Consider the following 16,867-nt stretch of genomic DNA (forward strand, 5'->3'; position numbering starts at 1 on the left):
AAAAACTCTCTACAAATAGCGCCATTGGTGTAAGAACTCGGTAAATTTTGGAAAATTGCTGAACTTTGATTTCACTCCTCAAGTTAGAGTTCCCAACTTCTACCTCTCTTTCGTATGAAAAAACATTGCGTTGACCTATCGGTCACCGGTCAGTTTTCTTCTTTTTTTCTGGACTATATTTCAGGGAAAGAAACACTTAGGCCTTTCTACACTCATCATCCAACACTTGAGAGTTTTCGGGATGCAATAGAAGCAAAGTCATTTTCAGAAGAAAATCGGCGAGTTCTTCAGCTGGTACTTCAAAAACAATATTCTCACCTAGATAAAGGGGAGCGAGTAGAGGCAAATATTTCAGCACTTAGTCAGTCCAATACCTTCACCGTGACGACCGGGCATCAACTGAATCTATTCACTGGTCCACTCTATTTTATTTATAAGATTGTTTCGACGATCAACTTGGCCAAAAGGCTAAGTCAAGCCTATCCGAATCATAATTTTGTGCCGGTTTATTGGATGGCAACAGAGGATCATGATTTTGAAGAGATCAATTACTTTAAACTAGATGGTATAAAATACGAATGGACAACGAATCAATCAGGTGCAGTTGGAGAATTTGAATTGGATGCTAGCTTTCATGACTTTTTAAAGGCTGTTTCCTTTGCTCCCGCTATTTTTAAGGAAGCCTATTTGCAAAGCAAAAACCTAGCAGAGGCAGTTCGTAAATACGTCCATTCCTTGTTTGGGGAGGAGGGGCTTGTTGTCTTAGATGCCAATGACCCCGATTTGAAAAGATTGTTCTCAAAAGTGATTGAAAGTGATTTGGTAGCACACCATCCGTTTCATGAAGCACAATCCACGACAAATCAGCTCGAGGAATTGGGGTACAAAAGCCAAATATTCCCTAGAGAAATAAACTTCTTCTATTTAGACCAAGGAATAAGGGATCGGATAGAGCGAAAGGGAAATTCATACCAAGTAGTCAATCAGGACCTTTCATTTACGGAGGATGAAATCAAAAAAATGATTCAGGATCACCCAGAGCGATTTAGTCCTAATGTGGTGCTTCGTCCTTTGTATCAGGAAATGATCCTGCCCAACTTGGCATACTTGGGAGGTCCAGCTGAGGTCGTTTATTGGTTACAATTAAAAGGAGTGTTCGATCATTTTCAGATTTCGTTTCCTATACTTCTTCCGAGGAATTTTGCACTCATTCTAGATGAGCCAATTTCTTTAAAAATGGGAAAGGCAGGATTTGGTGTCGAAGATTTGTTCCTGTCATTCGAAACTTGGAAGAAAAGCTATATTACTCAGCAGGCTATGGTTGATCTTGACCTTAAAGAAGAGCGGGAAGCATTAGTAAAAATTTTTGATAGTGCGGGGAAGAAGGCATTCCAGTTGGAATCCAGTTTGAGCCAATCTTTTGAAGCGGGTAAAATACGAAGCTTAAAAATTCTGGATCAGATGGGAAAGAAATTAAGAAAAGCCGAGGAAAAACGGAATCAGGTTGCTTTGGATCGAGCTAAACACATTCTAGATTATGCGGCTCCCGGAGGAACGCCACAAGAGCGAACCGTGAATATGATGCAATTTTATTTGAGTGATCCGGAATTTATTCAAAAGCTTTTGGCGAATTTCGATCCGCTAGAATATAAGATGATGGTGTTAGCTTACTAATGAAGACCAAACAACAACTCCGCACTGAGTTTAGGCAACTCCGAAAAGCCTTGGATATTGAGCATGTCGAAGAAGGTTCGAAAAAAATTAGGGATCGCTTCGTGGAATGGTTGACTGCTCATTCCGAATTGCAACATTTCCACCTCTTTTTTCCAATTGATCGATTTAATGAGGTAAACACCTTTTATATAAAGGAGGTGTTGGAAGTTCAAGAGAAAACCTTGTATACCTCCCAGACCAACAAGGCAAATACTGCATTAGAAACTTTGAAGTTGCCAAGAGATGCGGCCTTCTTCTTTGATGAGTGGGGCATTCCTGTTCCCCAAGAGTCGATTATGGTGTCCCCATCCAAGATTCAGGTAGTTTTGGTTCCTTTATTAGCCTATGACTTGAAAGGAAATCGGGTAGGATTTGGAAAGGGATATTATGATGGATTCCTCGGTCCTTTGAGTGATCAGGTCATAAAAATCGGATTGAGTTTTTTTGATCCAGAGGAAGCTTTTGAGCCAGAGGAACACGATGTGCCATTAGACCTATGCATTACGCCAGAAAAAATTTATACCTTTTAGAATTCTTGGTTGTAATCTAAAACCGTTTGAGATGAATCGAATTCTTCTAATAATCGGATTTTTATTCGTTGGGATTTCCTCAACCAGCTTTGGTCAGTATTCATTACGGGAATCCAATACCATGGTAGGGGTAAGAGCAGGAACTTCCCTCGGAGGTTCTATCAAACGATTTGTTTCTGACCATGCGGCCCTTGAGGCAATGGTTTTCCAACGGTGGGGAGGGATGAATTATGTGCTGTTATTCGAAAGGCACATGGACATTCGTGAATTTAGAGGAATGGAATGGTATCTGGGAGGCGGTGTCCATTATGGAGAATGGAAATTAGGGAAAAGCGAACCTCCGTGGGTTTATAAAGCGACTCAGGATTATGCAGCTTATGGAGTGGATGCAATAGTGGGGTTAGAGTATAATTTTTACAATACCAATTTTTATTTGAGTTTTGACTGGAAACCTGCATATAATTTTGTTGATTTTACCAACTTATGGGAAGATGAGGCATCGTTCACGTTAAGATATTCCTTCTAAAATTGAAAAACCGGTTTGATTTTAAACCGGTTTTTCAATTTTTGGCAAGAAAATAAGCGATTTTCTATAAAATCAGAATTACAATATTTGGTGAATTTTGTTTTGTTAAAATTATTTTCGGTATTTGGACGCATTCCTAATATTTTATGGAGTTTGTCTAAGAGTTTTTGATTATTTATTCCAAAAAACCCCAAAAAATCAACCTTTTTAATGGAATTCAAGTTTTTTTTGAGGGATTTGAAAAAATTAAAAATTTACTTTTTTTGAAATTGACGGAATATTGTTTTGATAACGTTAAAAATTCATTTCGCTAAGGTTAATATTTGTTAATATTCGCCTGTTGAACCAAATAATTGTCCTTTGGTGCCGTCGAAACGAATTTTTAACCGCTTTTGAAATTAAAGGCAAATAAATTTTCTTTACGCATCAACTAAACTAAATACCTTATGAGAAAAGCTTTACTCTTTGTTGTTGCGCTTTTCACCATGGCCCTCAGCTTTGAGGTGTCAGCGCAACAGCGGGTAATTACCGGTCAGGTAATTTCCGAGGAAGACGGTCTAGGGTTGCCAGGAGCAACAGTTCTCGTGAAGGGTACAACAGTAGGTACTACCACCGATTTGGATGGTAACTACTCTATCACTGTACCTGCGGGTTCTGATGTTCTAATCTTTTCCTTCGTTGGTCTAAAGACCATCGAAGAAGCGATTGGTAATCGTACCGTAGTAAACGTCACTCTGACGACCGATGCTTCTCAACTATCCGAAGTGGTAGTTACAGCGATCGGTATCGAAAGAGAGAAAAAGGCACTGGGTTACGCAGTAACTTCAGTGGACAACGCTCAGCTGGAAAACAGACCTGAGCAAGATGTGGCCCGAGTTCTTCAGGGCAAGGTTCCAGGTGTGAACATTACGTCCACCAACGGTATGTCAGGTTCTGGTACCAACATGGTAATCCGGGGCTACTCTTCAGCAACTGGTTCTAACCAGCCACTTTTCGTAGTAGACGGTGTTCCTTTCAACACTTCTACTAACGCACAAAACGGCTTTACTACTGGTGGCGCTACAACATCTTCTCGATTCTTGGATATCGATCCAAACAACATTGAGAGCATGTCTGTATTGAAGGGTCTTTCTGCAACCGTACTTTACGGTGACCAAGGCCGTAACGGTGTAATCTTGATTACTACTAAGTCTGGTGCTTCCAAGCGTAAGGCTGCTGAAGTTACTATCAACCAATCTGTATTTACCAACGAAGCGGCTTCTTTGCCAACTTACGGTCAAATCTACGGTAACGGTTTCCAGCAAGCTCCAGGATTCTTCTTCTCTAACTTCGGTCCAAGAATGGATGAAGGCAGGTTGATCAATCACCCGTATGCTACTTCTTCTGTAGCGAACATCAGAAATGCTTTCCCTGAATTCTGGGAAAATGGTGTTGTGGGTGGTACTCCAGTGAAGTATGAATACAAAGCTTACACTGATCCTTCTAAAGTAATCTTCCAAACTGGTTTGATCAAGAATACCTCCCTGCAAGTAGCTGGTGGTTCTGACAAGACTGGTTTCAATGCTAGCTTCGGTTATACCGACGAGCAAGGTTACTTACCAGGTAACAACTTGGAGAAATTCAACTTCGGTTTGGGTTTGAATTCTGCAATCTCTGATAAGCTTTCTGTGAATTCTTCATTCACGTTTGCGATCACTGATTTGGAAACTCCTCCAGTAAACGCTTCTTACGGTTCAGGTAGCTCTATTCCTTCTGTATTTGGTCACGTATTGTTTACCCCTCGCTCTGTGGATTTGGAAAATCTTCCATTCGAAAACCCAATCGACAGAAGCTCTGTGTACTACAGAGGTGGTAACGATATCACTAACCCAAGATGGTTGTTGAAATACTACAAGAATACTTCTGATGTAAAACGTTTCTTCAATTCTACTTCACTTAATTACGATTTCAATGATAACTTCTCCATGACCTATCGTCTTGGTTTGGATACTTATAATGAATTGCAAGAAGTGATGTACAATAAAGGTGGTGCTACTTCCGACTTGACAACAAGAAATGGTTATTACAGAACCATCAACATCAACAACACCATTTGGAATCAAGATTTGATTTTGAATTGGAAAAAAGAATTCTCTGAGAAATTGGGGATGAGTGCCTTGATCGGAGCTAACTCTAGATATGACTCTTATCAGCAGTCAGGTGTTGCTTCTCAAGGTCAATTAGCTTTCGGATTGTTCAGACACTCTAACTTCCAGACTTCTTCAAGTACAGATTCTTATTCTGGAGGTAATATGAACAATACTCAAGAGGAAAGAAGATATGGTGTTTACACCAACATTACTCTAGACTACTCTGATTTCTTGTTCTTGACACTTTCAGGAAGAAATGACTGGACCTCAACTGTAGAAAAAGAAAATAGAAGTATCCTTTACCCAGGTGGTTCAGTTTCCTTCATTCCTACTACTGCATTTGACATCAGTTCTTCTACTTTGAATGACTTGAAATTAAGATTGGGTTATGGTACTTCTGCAGGTTATCCAAATCCTTATAGAACTCGAAACGTATTAGCGCAAGTAGCTCGTGCATTTGATCGTGATGGTGTGGTTACAACTACTCACTCTGTATCAAACATATTGGGTAATCCAAACTTGAAGCCTGAATTGCATGGTGAATTGGAATTTGGTGTTGAGGCAGTAATGTTCAATAACAAATTGAGATTTGATCTTTCCTTGTATGAGAAAAATACAAGAGACTTGATCACTCAAGCTCCAATTGACCCTTCTACAGGTTTTACCTCTACTGCCATTAACATCGGTAAAATTAGAACTAGAGGTGCTGAACTTCAGGCTACAGTAACTCCATTCTCAACAGCTTCTGGCTTTGAGTGGAATTCTACGATCAACTGGAGTAAATATAGAACTATCGTTCTTGAACTAGGTGGTGGTCTGGAAGAAGTGGTTGTAGCTGGCTTTACCGATTTGGGTAACTTCGCTATTCCAGGTCAGCCATTCAACATCATCAAAGGAACTGGTTTTGATAGAGATCCAGCAACTGGACAGCCTATCATCCTTGGTAATGGTGTGCATAAGCCTACCAATTCTCCTGTAATTCTTGGTGATCCTAACCCAGCTTGGACTGGTTCTTGGATCAACGCATTTACTTACAAAGGCTTCACTTTGAATGTAATGATGGAATACAGACATAAAGGCGTAATCTTCTCTAACACCGTAACTGCTACAATTGCTCGTGGTGTAACCAAAGATCCAGTAGCAGATCGTGAGTTGACTTTCATTATGCCAGGTGTAAGACAGGATGGCACTAACTCTGATGGAACTCCTAAATATATTCCTAATGATCAGCAAATTACGGCGTCTGATTATTTCTTCTCAGGTTATCAGGGTGCAACAGACGAGCCTAACGTATTTGATGGTTCTATGGTACGTTTGAGAGAAGTTTCTCTTTCTTATGCATTGCCAAACTCGCTTATGTCTAAAACTCCATTCAAGAGAGCTTCTCTTGCTTTGAGTGGTACCAACTTGTGGTTCTTGGCCCTCAACTTCCCTCCAAACATGAACTACGACGTAGACGTGTTGGGTACTGGTGTGGGTAACGGTCTCGGATTTGATTTCGTAACTGGTCCAAGCTCAAGAAGATTGGGTGGAACGTTGACTCTTACTTTCTAACCCTAAATAGAAATGACGATGAAAAGATTTATATATGGCCTGACTGTAGCGACGACTTTGGTTTTTGCGACGTCTTGCGATGAGAAATTAGATGAGTTGTTGGAAAACCCAAATGCGGTTAACGCCACTACAGCTTCTCCTGATTTCCTTTTGAATAGAATCCAGTTGGATTATAAAGATTTATGGTATGGGATTTCTGATCGTGGTGCGAGATTAACTCGTATCATCAATCAAGGTGCTGCACTTTATGAATCAGCTTACACTGCGGTATCTACAAATGGTACTTGGTCAAATGCTTACGCTAACATTTTGGCAGATATCAACTTCCTGTTGCCATTGGCAGAGGAGGCAAACTTCCAAAGACATTTAGGTATTGCTAAGACGATCAAAGCAATGGTTTTGATGGATTTGGTTGATACTTATGGTGATGTTCCTTTCTCAGAGGCGTTGAATGCTGATAACTTCAATCCTAAGACTGATAATGGTCAAGCAGTTTATGCAGCTGCTCTTGCCCTTTTGAATGAAGCAAGTGCTCACTTTACTGCAGCTACTTCTGGTGCACCAAACGATTATTTCTACAATAGAAACTATACGCGTTGGGGTAAATTGGTGAACACTTTAAAATTGAAGTATTACCTAAATACTAAGCTTGTAGATGCTGCTGCTTCTACAGCTGGTATTAATGCTTTGGTTTCCGGTGGTAACTTGTTGGGAACTGGTGATGACTTTGTATTCCGTTTTGGTACTACTGCTGCTGACCCAGATTCTAGACATCCAAAATTTGCTGGTCAGTACACAGCTGGTGGGGGTGATTACCAGTCTACTTACTACATGCATCATTTGACCGTAGAAAAAGGATTTGATGATCCACGAGTAAGATATTATATGTATCGTCAGGTATTGACTAACACTACCAACGTGGATGAGCAAGAATGTGTATCTCAAATCGCTCCTCCTCACTACTTGGTAGGTGGTTACCCCTACTGTAATCCAGAAGGAAACAAAGGTTATTGGGGTAGAGATCACTTGGATCCAGATGGTATTCCACCAGATGGTTTGAAACGAACTGCTTATGGTACATTCCCTTCAGGTGGTCGTTTTGATAACAATTCTGGTGCTCCGGTGAATAATATTAACTTAGGAGCTAGAGGGGCTGGTATTCATCCAATTATGTTGGCTTCCTATGTTGATTTTATGTTAGCTGAGGCTGCTTTGACATTGGGAACTACTGGTGATGCTAAAGCTTACCTTACAGCTGGTATCACCAAGCACATGAACTATGTGAGAACATTCTCTGTAGGTGCTGGTGAAGGTGCGACAATTACTGCATTTGAGCCTAATGATCAGTTTGCAAGAAACGTAGGTAACTATGTGGATTATGTTGCTGCTGAATATGATTCTCAAGCTAACAATGATTCAAAAATGAACATCATCGGTAGAGAATACTGGTTGTCTCTATTTGGTAACGGAATGGAAGCTTATAACCTTTACAGAAGAACTGGTAAGCCTGCTAACATGCAGCCTGCTTTGGAAGCAGCTCCAGGACCATTTGTAAGATCATTCCTATATCCAAACAACTACATTGTAACAAATACCAATGCAGTTCAGAAACAGAGTCTTGCGGTACAAGTGTTCTGGGATAAAAATCCTGCTTCACCTTGGATTTATTAATCAAAAAAACTAGAAACAATGAAAACGCTAAAATATAGTTTCGGCTTATTGGCAAGTGCACTCATATTTCTAAGCTCTTGTAGAGATTTTGTTGAGCCAAATGTTCCTTACTCAACATTCGATACTGGTGCTTATTTGAGAACAATTGCTAGAACTAGCACAACGTTTAACTTCTTCAATTTAGCAAGTTCAAAGTTTGCTTTGACTTTGGAAGCTGTTGATATCGAAGATGGTAAAACTGTTGAGACGGTTGAAATCCGTGTTCGTCACAGAAGATTGATCCCTGGTGTGGGTCTTCAATATACTCCTCAGAGTGATGTTTTGGTTAAGACGCTTCAGGCTTCTGACTTCCAACCAAACTCTGAATCTAGATTCTTGCGTACCTCTTTTGAAGTGACTGCTTTGGAAGCTATTTCTGCTGTTGGTTTGACCGCTGCAGGAATTGAAGGTGGTGATGTATTTGAATTCAGATTGGTGTTGAATGATAAGTTTGGAAGAAGATTTAGCTCAGATAACGTTACTACTAACGTAGCTGGTGCACCATTCTATGCTTCTCCATTCCAGTACCCAGTTTCTGTTATCTGTCCATCTGACTTGGCTGGTACTTATTCCTTTGATGCTTTAGAAACATTCTGCGGAAAAACCTTTGCAGGTTCAACAACATGGACAGCTGTAGCAGCTTCCCCAGGATCTTATACTGTATCTGATGGTACTTTTGGTGCTTGGCAAGCATGTTACCCTGATTCTTGGGGTAGTGGTAACGTAAGAATCAATGATGCTTGCGGACGCTTGACAATGACAGGTACTGATAAGTACGGTGATAGCTACTCTATGACTGTAATTAGTGCTGATGCTTCCGTATTGACCTTTGAGTGGGTTAATACTTATGGAGAATTTGGTACTGTAGCTGTTAAATCTAACTCAGGAAAGCCTTGGCCATCTTTGAGATAATTGATTAACATCTTTAATATTAGAAAGGCAATGTCGTAAGACATTGCCTTTTTTTATTGCCTTGATTTTAAAAAATATTTGGGTAAACAAATATGCAATTTTTTAATCCAAACAATAGGGCTTAGCTTTGTGTTAACCTCTAAAAATTACCATGGATAAATTCTCTTACATAGCGAATGCTCATGTCTCATACATAGACGAGCTTTATGCTTCTTACAAAAATGATCCTACCTCAATAGACCCAAGCTGGAAAGAATTTTTTGATGGTTTTGATTTTGCTTTGGCAAATTATGGTCAGGAAGAAACTAGTGGTAGTTCAAAATTACCAACAAATGATTCTGTCAAAAATGGAGCTCTAGCTACTCCAGGCACCATGATGGATATGGAGCAATTACCGAAGGAAATAAAGGTTAGAGCTCTTATTCATGCGCATCGTTCTAGGGCACACCTTAGATCTAAGACCAATCCAGTAAGAGAAAGAAGAGACCGTAAGGCGTTGATCGATCCACAAGATTTCGGTCTTGGTGAAATTGATATGAACACGGTATTTCAAGCAGGTTCTGAAATTGGAATTGGTTCAGCAAAACTTTCAGATATCATTCAAGCTTTAAAGACCATTTATGAGGGTCCGATGGGATTTGAATATCTCTATATCAGAGACCCAGAAATGCTTGATTGGTTTAAAACCAAAGTTGAAAAAGAAGCTTTAGCTTTCAATCCATCTAATGATGAGAAAAAGAGGATTCTATTTAAACTTAATCAAGCGGTTGTATTTGAGAATTTTCTTCATACCAAGTATTTAGGACAAAAACGTTTTTCACTAGAAGGTGGTGAAAGTACTATTCCGTTCTTGGATGCTGTAATTAATACTTCTGCTTCAAACGGAGTTGAGGAAGTGATGATTGGGATGGCGCATAGAGGACGTCTAAATGTGCTAGCCAATATTATGGGTAAAACCTATGAACAAATTTTCTCCGAATTTGAAGGAACTGCAAAGCCTGATCTGACCATGGGGGATGGTGATGTGAAATACCACATGGGTTATTCTTCTGACATTGTCACCCCAGAAGGCAATAAAGTTCACCTAAAATTAGCCCCAAACCCTTCTCACTTAGAGGCTGTAAATCCAGTAGTAGAAGGATTTATCAGGGCAAAGATTGATCATGAACATAAAGGAAATGCAAAAAAAGCTTTGCCTATTTTGATTCATGGAGATGCTGCAGTAGCAGGTCAAGGTATTGTTTATGAAGTGACTCAGATGGCTGGTTTGAAAGGTTACAATACCGGAGGTACCATCCATTTTGTCATTAATAATCAGGTTGGTTTTACTACCGATTTTGATGATGCCAGAACTTCTATTTATTGCACAGATGTAGCCAAAATCATTGATGCTCCTGTCATCCACGTAAATGGTGATAATGCAGAAGCGGTCGTATTTGCTGCGAAACTAGCTGCTGAGTTTCGTCAGAAGTTCAGCAAGGACATTTTTGTAGATATGGTGTGCTATAGAAGACATGGACATAATGAATCTGATGAGCCTAAATTCACCCAGCCTGAGCTTTATAATATCATTTCCAAACATCCGAATCCAAGAGAAATCTACGTAAAACGCTTAACCGAGCGCGGTGACTTCGATGCAAAAATCGCAGCCCAGATGGATGAAGAATTTCGTCAATTGCTTCAGGATCGTTTGAATATGGTGAAGGAAAAACCTCTTCCATATCAAGCGACTAAGTTTGAAAGAGAATGGGGTACACTTAGAAGATCTAAGCCTGAGGACTTTGAGGTTTCCCCTGAAACGGGCATTGGACAGGAAGCTATTAATGAGGTGGCTGAAGCTTTAACCGCCATTCCTAAAGGGTTCAAGCCGATCAAGCAGATTGAAGTTCAAATGAAGCAGCGAAAAGATATGTTCTTTGAATCTAAAGAACTTAACTGGGCTGCAGCGGAATTATTGGCTTATGGTTCTTTGCTTTTAGAGGGGAAAACCGTTCGAATTACCGGTCAGGATGTTCAAAGAGGTACATTTTCTCATAGACATGCAGTAATTCATGATGCAAATACCAATCAGCCTTACAACTCCCTTAAGGAGATGAAGGAACGAAAGGGTCAATTTCATATTTACAATTCGCTTCTTTCCGAGTATGCTGTTTTGGGTTTTGAGTATGGTTATGCCATGGCAAATCCGAATTCTTTGACGATTTGGGAAGGTCAATTTGGAGACTTTGCAAATGGTGCACAAACCATGATCGACCAATTTATTTCCTCCGGGGAATCTAAATGGCAAAAAATGAATGGAATTGTAATGCTTCTTCCACATGGATATGAAGGTCAAGGACCGGAGCATTCCAATGCTCGACCAGAACGTTTCTTGCAACTCTCTGCTGAGTACAATATGGTTGTTGCTAATGTTACTGAACCTTCTAACTTTTTCCATTTATTGAGAAGACAGCTGACTTGGGAGTTTAGAAAACCTTGTGTGGTTATGTCTCCTAAATCGTTGCTACGCCATCCAAAAGTAGTTTCTCCATTGTCAGAATTTACCTCTGGAAGATTCAGAGAGGTTTTAGGAGATTCAACCGTTTCTCCTAAGGACGTGAAGCGCGTAATTCTTTGTACAGGTAAAATTTATTATGACTTGGAGGAAGCACGTGAGAAAGATAAAATCAAGAATGTAGCGATCATTCGAGTTGAGCAACTGCATCCGCTTCCGAAAAAACAGATTCTAGAGATTCTGAAGCAATATAAAGGCGCTGAGGTGGTTTGGGTTCAAGAAGAGCCTGAAAACATGGGTTACTGGAATTACCTTCTTCGATTGTTGTACAAAGACCTTCCTATGAATGTGATCGCACGTAAAACCAGTGCTTCTCCAGCTACCGGATATAACAAAGTTCACGTCGAGGAACAAAAAAACATTGTTTCCCAAGCGTTAAAACTTTAATCTTAAATCAATGCCTCAGAGTTAATCTCTGAGTTATTTTTACCCCAAATAATCAATTGTAAAAATCTTCTTCCTTACTAAAAGGAGGAATAAAAAATAAAACCATGAGCAAAGAAATGAGAGTGCCTACCGTAGGCGAATCAATATCCGAAGTGACAGTAGGTCAGTGGTTTAAAAAAGACGGTGACCTGGTTCAATTAGATGAAGTCTTATGTGAATTAGAATCCGATAAAGCTACGTTTGAATTTCCTTCTGAAGCTTCTGGAATCTTGAGAATTAAGGCGCAAGAAGGAGATACTGTAGAAATCGGAGGCTTGATTTGCTTGATCGAAGAAGCTACGGAAGCTAGTTCCTCTGCTCCATCTTCCCAACCTTCCACTCCTTCGGCTGTTAAACCTGCAGCTTCAGGTGAGGTTAAGGATATGATTGTTCCTACGGTCGGTGAGTCAATCACAGAAGTTACACTTGCAAACTGGATCAAAAAAGACGGGGATTTTGTCACTTTGGATGAAATCATCGCTGAAGTAGATTCAGATAAAGCAACTTTTGAATTGCCAGCTGAAGCCACGGGTATTCTTAGACATGTTGCTAAAGAAGGTGATGTACTGGAAATTGGAGGGATGATTTGCAAAATCGAAGTTACGGATGCAGCTCCTGTAGCGGAGGCACCGGCAAGTTCAGCAGCACCTGCTTCGCAGGCCAGCTCTTCCTCTGCAAACTATGCTTCTGGTCATGCCTCACCAGCTGCATCTAAAATTTTGGCAGAAAAAGGAATCGCTCCCACTTCAGTAGCCGGTTCTGGTAAAGATGGTAGAATTACAAAAGAAGACGCGATGAGTGCTCAGAAGCCTACTCCAGTTGCTCAGGCAACTCCAGCTGCCGATCCTAAAGTAGCTGAAGCTGCTCCTGTAGTTCCTGGATCCAGAAATGTGAGAAGAGAAAAAATGTCTTCTTTGAGAAAGACTGTTTCTCGACGATTGGTCGCAGTGAAAAATGAAACTGCAATGTTGACCACTTTCAATGAGGTCAACATGAAGCCAATCATGGATTTAAGATCCAAATACAAAGATCAATTCAAAGAAAAGCATGGCGTAGGATTGGGCTTTATGTCCTTCTTTACTAAAGCCGTTTGTGTGGCACTTCAAGAGTGGCCGGCAGTAAATGCTATGATCGATGGGAATGAAATCGTGTACAATGATTTCTGTGATATTTCAATTGCGGTTTCAGCTCCAAAAGGATTGGTGGTACCAGTGGTTAGAAATGCTGAAGCTATGTCATTTGATCAAATTGAAAAAGAGATTGTCCGTCTTGCCGGTAAAGCTAGAGACAATAAACTTTCTATTGAAGAAATGACTGGTGGAACCTTCACCATTACCAATGGTGGGGTATTTGGTTCCATGATGTCTACTCCAATCATCAATGCTCCTCAATCAGCAATTTTGGGAATGCATAATATTGTAGAAAGACCAATGGCTGTAAACGGTGAGGTGAAAATTCTTCCAATGATGTACGTGGCGCTTTCTTATGACCACCGAATCATCGACGGCCGTGAATCCGTTAGCTTCTTGGTAAGAGTGAAGCAACTGCTTGAGGATCCTACTAGATTGTTGTTTGGGGTTTAATCCATCTTCGAATTACGATTTACGAAATACGAGGGGCTGAGCTGTCTCAGCCCTGTTTTTTAACCAGCGAAGCTTAAGTCTTATGGCTGATGTTTAGCCTCTAAAATCAAAGAAAAATGTACGACGTTATAGTAATTGGCTCCGGTCCCGGAGGGTATGTAGCAGCGATTCGTTGCGCACAATTAGGGATGAAAACAGCCTTAGTTGAAAAATATTCCACTTTGGGTGGTACCTGCTTGAACGTGGGTTGTATTCCGTCCAAAGCCCTTTTGGATTCCTCTGAACATTATCACAACGCTTCTCATACTTTCACCACTCATGGGATAGAACTGAAGGACCTGAAGGTAAACTTAGGCCAGATGATCAACCGTAAAAATGAGGTAGTGAAGCAAAATACGGATGGGATTCAGTTTTTGATGAAAAAGAACAAAATCGATGTTCATCAAGGCCTGGGTTCTTTCGTGAACAATACCACGGTGAAAGTCACCAAGGAAGATGGTTCATCCTCTGAAATCCAAGGTAAAAATATCATTATCGCAACTGGCTCAAAGCCATCTTCTTTGCCTTTCATCAAACTGGATAAAGACCGCGTAATTACATCCACGGAAGCTTTGAATTTGAAAGAGATTCCTAAGCATCTGGTAGTGATCGGTGGTGGGGTAATTGGACTTGAACTTGGATCCGTGTATGCCCGATTGGGAGCGAAGGTTTCCGTGGTTGAATTCATGGATTCCATTATTCCTACGATGGACCGTACCATGGGTAAAGAGCTTCAAAAATCGCTGAAGAAAATCGGCTTTGAGTTTTACCTAAAACACAAAGTGACTTCTGTAGAGAACAAAGGAAAAGAAGTGACCGTGAAGGCGGACAATGGCAAGGGTGAAATTGTGGAAATCTCCGGTGATTACGTGTTGGTGTCTATCGGTAGAAGACCCTATACCGACGGCCTAAATGCCGAAGCAGCTGGTGTGAAAATCACTGAAAGAGGTCAAATAGAAGTAAACGATCACCTTCAGACCAATGTGCCAAATATCTATGCTATCGGCGACGTGGTGAAAGGCGCAATGCTGGCTCATAAAGCTGAAGAAGAAGGTGTATTTGTTGCTGAAACATTGGCTGGTCAAAAGCCACATATCAATTATAATTTGATCCCAGGTGTTGTATATACTTGGCCTGAAGTGGCATCGGTAGGTTATACCGAAGAGCAATTGAAGGAAAAAGGAATTAAGTACAAAGCTGGGAAATTCCCATTCATGGCTTCTGGTCGTGCTAGAGCGTCTATGGATACGGATGGATTAGTAAAGGTACTGGCTGATGCTGAAACAGATGAGATCCTCGGAGTTCACATGATTGGTCCAAGAACGGCAGATATGATCGCTGAAGCAGTTGTTGCTATGGAATATCGAGCTTCTGCAGAGGATATTTCTCGAATGTCACATGCGCACCCTACTTATACCGAAGCTTTCAAAGAGGCCTGCTTGGCTGCGACAGACAATCGAGCACTTCATGTGTGATCAATAAGCTTTTAATATCAATGAAGCCATTCTCCGAAGGGGAATGGCTTTTTCTTTTTTTTAAAAATTGCGTAATTCCATCATGAAGTTCAAAATCGCCATTTTGGGTGCAGGAAATTTGGCTTGGCATTTAGCTCCAGCCCTTGAAGATGCAGGACATGTGATCACAGAAGTTTATGCACGTGAACTGAGTAAAGCTTATTCAATTACTGAACGGTTGTATAGTGCATCGGCAAAGGATGATTTGGATTTCTCAGAGAGTAATGCGCAGATTTATATTTTGGCAGTGAAAGACTCTGCAATTTCCGAATTGGCCGACCAGATTATCCTTCCTGAAGAAAGTATCCTAGTTCATACTTCTGGAACCATACCTTTGGAAATTCTTGGCTACAGTTCGGCCTCTTATACTGGTATTTTCTATCCCCTACAATCCTTTACCAAGGGAAGGAAAATGGATTTAGATGAGGTGCCATTTTTAGTGGAATCAGATGATGAATCCACGCTTCAAAAGTTGAAAAAGCTAGCAAAAAGCCTGTCTCCACTTTGTTATCAAGTTCGATCAAAGGACCGAAAAGCAATACACGTCGCAGCAGTATTTGCAAGCAATTTCTCAAATCATATGATTCGAATTGCCGAAGAAATTATGAGGAGACAAGGGGTCGATTTTGAAATGCTTAAACCCTTGATCATCGAAACTATATCTAAAAGTCTTCAATTAGGAGCAAAGAATGCGCAGACTGGTCCTGCAATTCGAGAGGATTATGAGACCCTTGAAGAACACCATCGATTTTTGGCATACAACGATCAAATTGCAGAAATCTACCGCTTGATTTCGCAAGATATTATCGATTCATAGTGGGCCTTTACCTCTTTTATTTTCTACAATCTCAAGTTGTTTCGAAATTTTTTGGCAAAATTATTTTGTATTTTCAATTATAAATACCTTAAATTGAGGTAGTTAAGATTTGATTTATTTAAAGTAAGATCCTCCAGTTTTTGAAATTCATTTTTCCTTACACTATAAACAATTTTATTTATGAGTTACGTAAATCGAACCCTTCGGTCCCTTCCATTTGGAAGAATTATTGGTGGACCTATGATCGCAGCCATTCAGGCACAGGCCCTCGCAGCAAAGTCGACGGTTAATTTTATCAAAGAAGTTGGATTTAAAGGAGCGGCAGAAGAGCAAGATGGGAATGCAGATGAAAACATGGGTGATGTTAGAAACGTCACGTTCAAGTACAAGCGGAAAGCTGCTGGCGGAAGCGGAACTGGAAATGAACCAGGTGAAGAAGAGGTATCGCTCACTGTGCCTATTTTGACTATTGTCCCAATCCCCTATATCAGGATTGAAGAAATGACTATCCAGTTTACCGCAAATATCACGGAGCAACAAGAATATAAAAGTGCAAGCGCAAGTAGCGGAAGTGTGGCTACAGATACCACTATGAATTTTAAAGCTGGCGGATTTTTGTCACCTGTAAAATTCAATTTGAATGCTAAAGTGTCTACCCGGAACAATTGGAGTAGCAGTAATAGCAACAAAGTGAATACTTCCACCCAATACACAATTGATATTCAAGTCAAAGCTGTTCAGGACGAAATGCCAGCTGGCTTGGCAAAGGTGTTGAACATCATGGAAGAAGCGATTTTAGAGAAACCTGCTGCAGGTGGTGGCTCTTGATGGTTAAGTTGATTTTTTGACCTTAATCACTA

At 40.5% G+C, this 16,867-nt stretch carries 11 protein-coding genes; all 11 read left to right on the plus strand.

The features are described 5' to 3' along the window. Positions 1–114: 114 nt before the first annotated feature. The 11 genes from bshC to AO498_RS05360 all read left to right on the plus strand — a co-directional run bounded on the left by bshC (position 115) and on the right by AO498_RS05360 (position 16,835). Entirely contained in the window at positions 115–1,674 is a 1,560-nt protein-coding gene (bshC, locus tag AO498_RS05310; RefSeq protein ID WP_067544506.1) for a bacillithiol biosynthesis cysteine-adding enzyme BshC, read from the plus strand. Beyond that, positions 1,674–2,243, plus strand: coding sequence for a 5-formyltetrahydrofolate cyclo-ligase (locus AO498_RS05315; protein ID WP_067544508.1), 570 nt, complete (start codon positions 1,674–1,676; stop codon positions 2,241–2,243). The genes bshC and AO498_RS05315 overlap by 1 nt, the downstream gene beginning before the upstream one ends. 31 nt (positions 2,244–2,274) lie before the next feature. After that, positions 2,275–2,769, plus strand: a complete 495-nt coding sequence (locus tag AO498_RS05320; RefSeq protein ID WP_067544510.1) for a hypothetical protein — start codon at positions 2,275–2,277, stop codon at positions 2,767–2,769. 446 nt (positions 2,770–3,215) lie between these two features. Continuing rightward, positions 3,216–6,452, plus strand: a complete 3,237-nt coding sequence (locus AO498_RS05325) for a SusC/RagA family TonB-linked outer membrane protein (protein ID WP_067544512.1) — start codon at positions 3,216–3,218, stop codon at positions 6,450–6,452. 18 nt (positions 6,453–6,470) lie between these two features. After that, positions 6,471–8,123 carry a SusD/RagB family nutrient-binding outer membrane lipoprotein gene (locus tag AO498_RS05330; RefSeq protein WP_067544514.1) on the plus strand — a complete coding sequence of 551 codons (1,653 nt, stop codon included), beginning with the start codon at positions 6,471–6,473 and terminating at the stop codon, positions 8,121–8,123. A gap of 18 nt (positions 8,124–8,141) precedes the next feature. After that, positions 8,142–9,074 (plus strand): hypothetical protein, encoded by a 933-nt coding sequence (locus AO498_RS05335; protein WP_067544516.1) that lies wholly within the window; start codon positions 8,142–8,144, stop codon positions 9,072–9,074. 151 nt (positions 9,075–9,225) lie between these two features. Continuing rightward, complete coding sequence (locus AO498_RS05340) at positions 9,226–12,015, plus strand: 2-oxoglutarate dehydrogenase E1 component (RefSeq protein WP_067544518.1); 2,790 nt, start codon at positions 9,226–9,228, stop codon at positions 12,013–12,015. 104 nt (positions 12,016–12,119) lie between these two features. Continuing rightward, positions 12,120–13,637, plus strand: coding sequence for a 2-oxoglutarate dehydrogenase complex dihydrolipoyllysine-residue succinyltransferase (odhB, locus tag AO498_RS05345; protein WP_067544521.1), 1,518 nt, complete (start codon positions 12,120–12,122; stop codon positions 13,635–13,637). A gap of 116 nt (positions 13,638–13,753) precedes the next feature. Beyond that, positions 13,754–15,151, plus strand: a complete 1,398-nt coding sequence (gene lpdA / locus AO498_RS05350; RefSeq protein ID WP_067544523.1) for a dihydrolipoyl dehydrogenase — start codon at positions 13,754–13,756, stop codon at positions 15,149–15,151. Positions 15,152–15,233: 82 nt separating this feature from the next. After that, positions 15,234–16,007 carry a Rossmann-like and DUF2520 domain-containing protein gene (locus tag AO498_RS05355; RefSeq protein WP_067544526.1) on the plus strand — a complete coding sequence of 258 codons (774 nt, stop codon included), beginning with the start codon at positions 15,234–15,236 and terminating at the stop codon, positions 16,005–16,007. A gap of 180 nt (positions 16,008–16,187) precedes the next feature. After that, positions 16,188–16,835, plus strand: a complete 648-nt coding sequence (locus tag AO498_RS05360; protein WP_067544528.1) for a DUF2589 domain-containing protein — start codon at positions 16,188–16,190, stop codon at positions 16,833–16,835. Positions 16,836–16,867 lie beyond the last annotated feature (32 nt).

Source organism: Algoriphagus sanaruensis, from assembly GCF_001593605.1.
In the GTDB taxonomy this organism is placed as follows: Bacteria; Bacteroidota; Bacteroidia; order Cytophagales; family Cyclobacteriaceae; genus Algoriphagus; species Algoriphagus sanaruensis.

Coding starts and splice junctions, on each gene's coding strand:
- AO498_RS05320 (WP_067544510.1), top strand. CDS start 2,275: ATGAATCGAATTCTTCTAATAATCGGATTTTTATTCGTTGGGATTTCC.
- AO498_RS05360 (WP_067544528.1), top strand. CDS start 16,188: ATGAGTTACGTAAATCGAACCCTTCGGTCCCTTCCATTTGGAAGAATT.
- lpdA (WP_067544523.1), top strand. CDS start 13,754: ATGTACGACGTTATAGTAATTGGCTCCGGTCCCGGAGGGTATGTAGCA.
- odhB (WP_067544521.1), top strand. CDS start 12,120: ATGAGCAAAGAAATGAGAGTGCCTACCGTAGGCGAATCAATATCCGAA.
- AO498_RS05315 (WP_067544508.1), top strand. CDS start 1,674: ATGAAGACCAAACAACAACTCCGCACTGAGTTTAGGCAACTCCGAAAA.
- AO498_RS05330 (WP_067544514.1), top strand. CDS start 6,471: ATGAAAAGATTTATATATGGCCTGACTGTAGCGACGACTTTGGTTTTT.
- AO498_RS05340 (WP_067544518.1), top strand. CDS start 9,226: ATGGATAAATTCTCTTACATAGCGAATGCTCATGTCTCATACATAGAC.
- bshC (WP_067544506.1), top strand. CDS start 115: ATGAAAAAACATTGCGTTGACCTATCGGTCACCGGTCAGTTTTCTTCT.
- AO498_RS05335 (WP_067544516.1), top strand. CDS start 8,142: ATGAAAACGCTAAAATATAGTTTCGGCTTATTGGCAAGTGCACTCATA.
- AO498_RS05325 (WP_067544512.1), top strand. CDS start 3,216: ATGAGAAAAGCTTTACTCTTTGTTGTTGCGCTTTTCACCATGGCCCTC.
- AO498_RS05355 (WP_067544526.1), top strand. CDS start 15,234: ATGAAGTTCAAAATCGCCATTTTGGGTGCAGGAAATTTGGCTTGGCAT.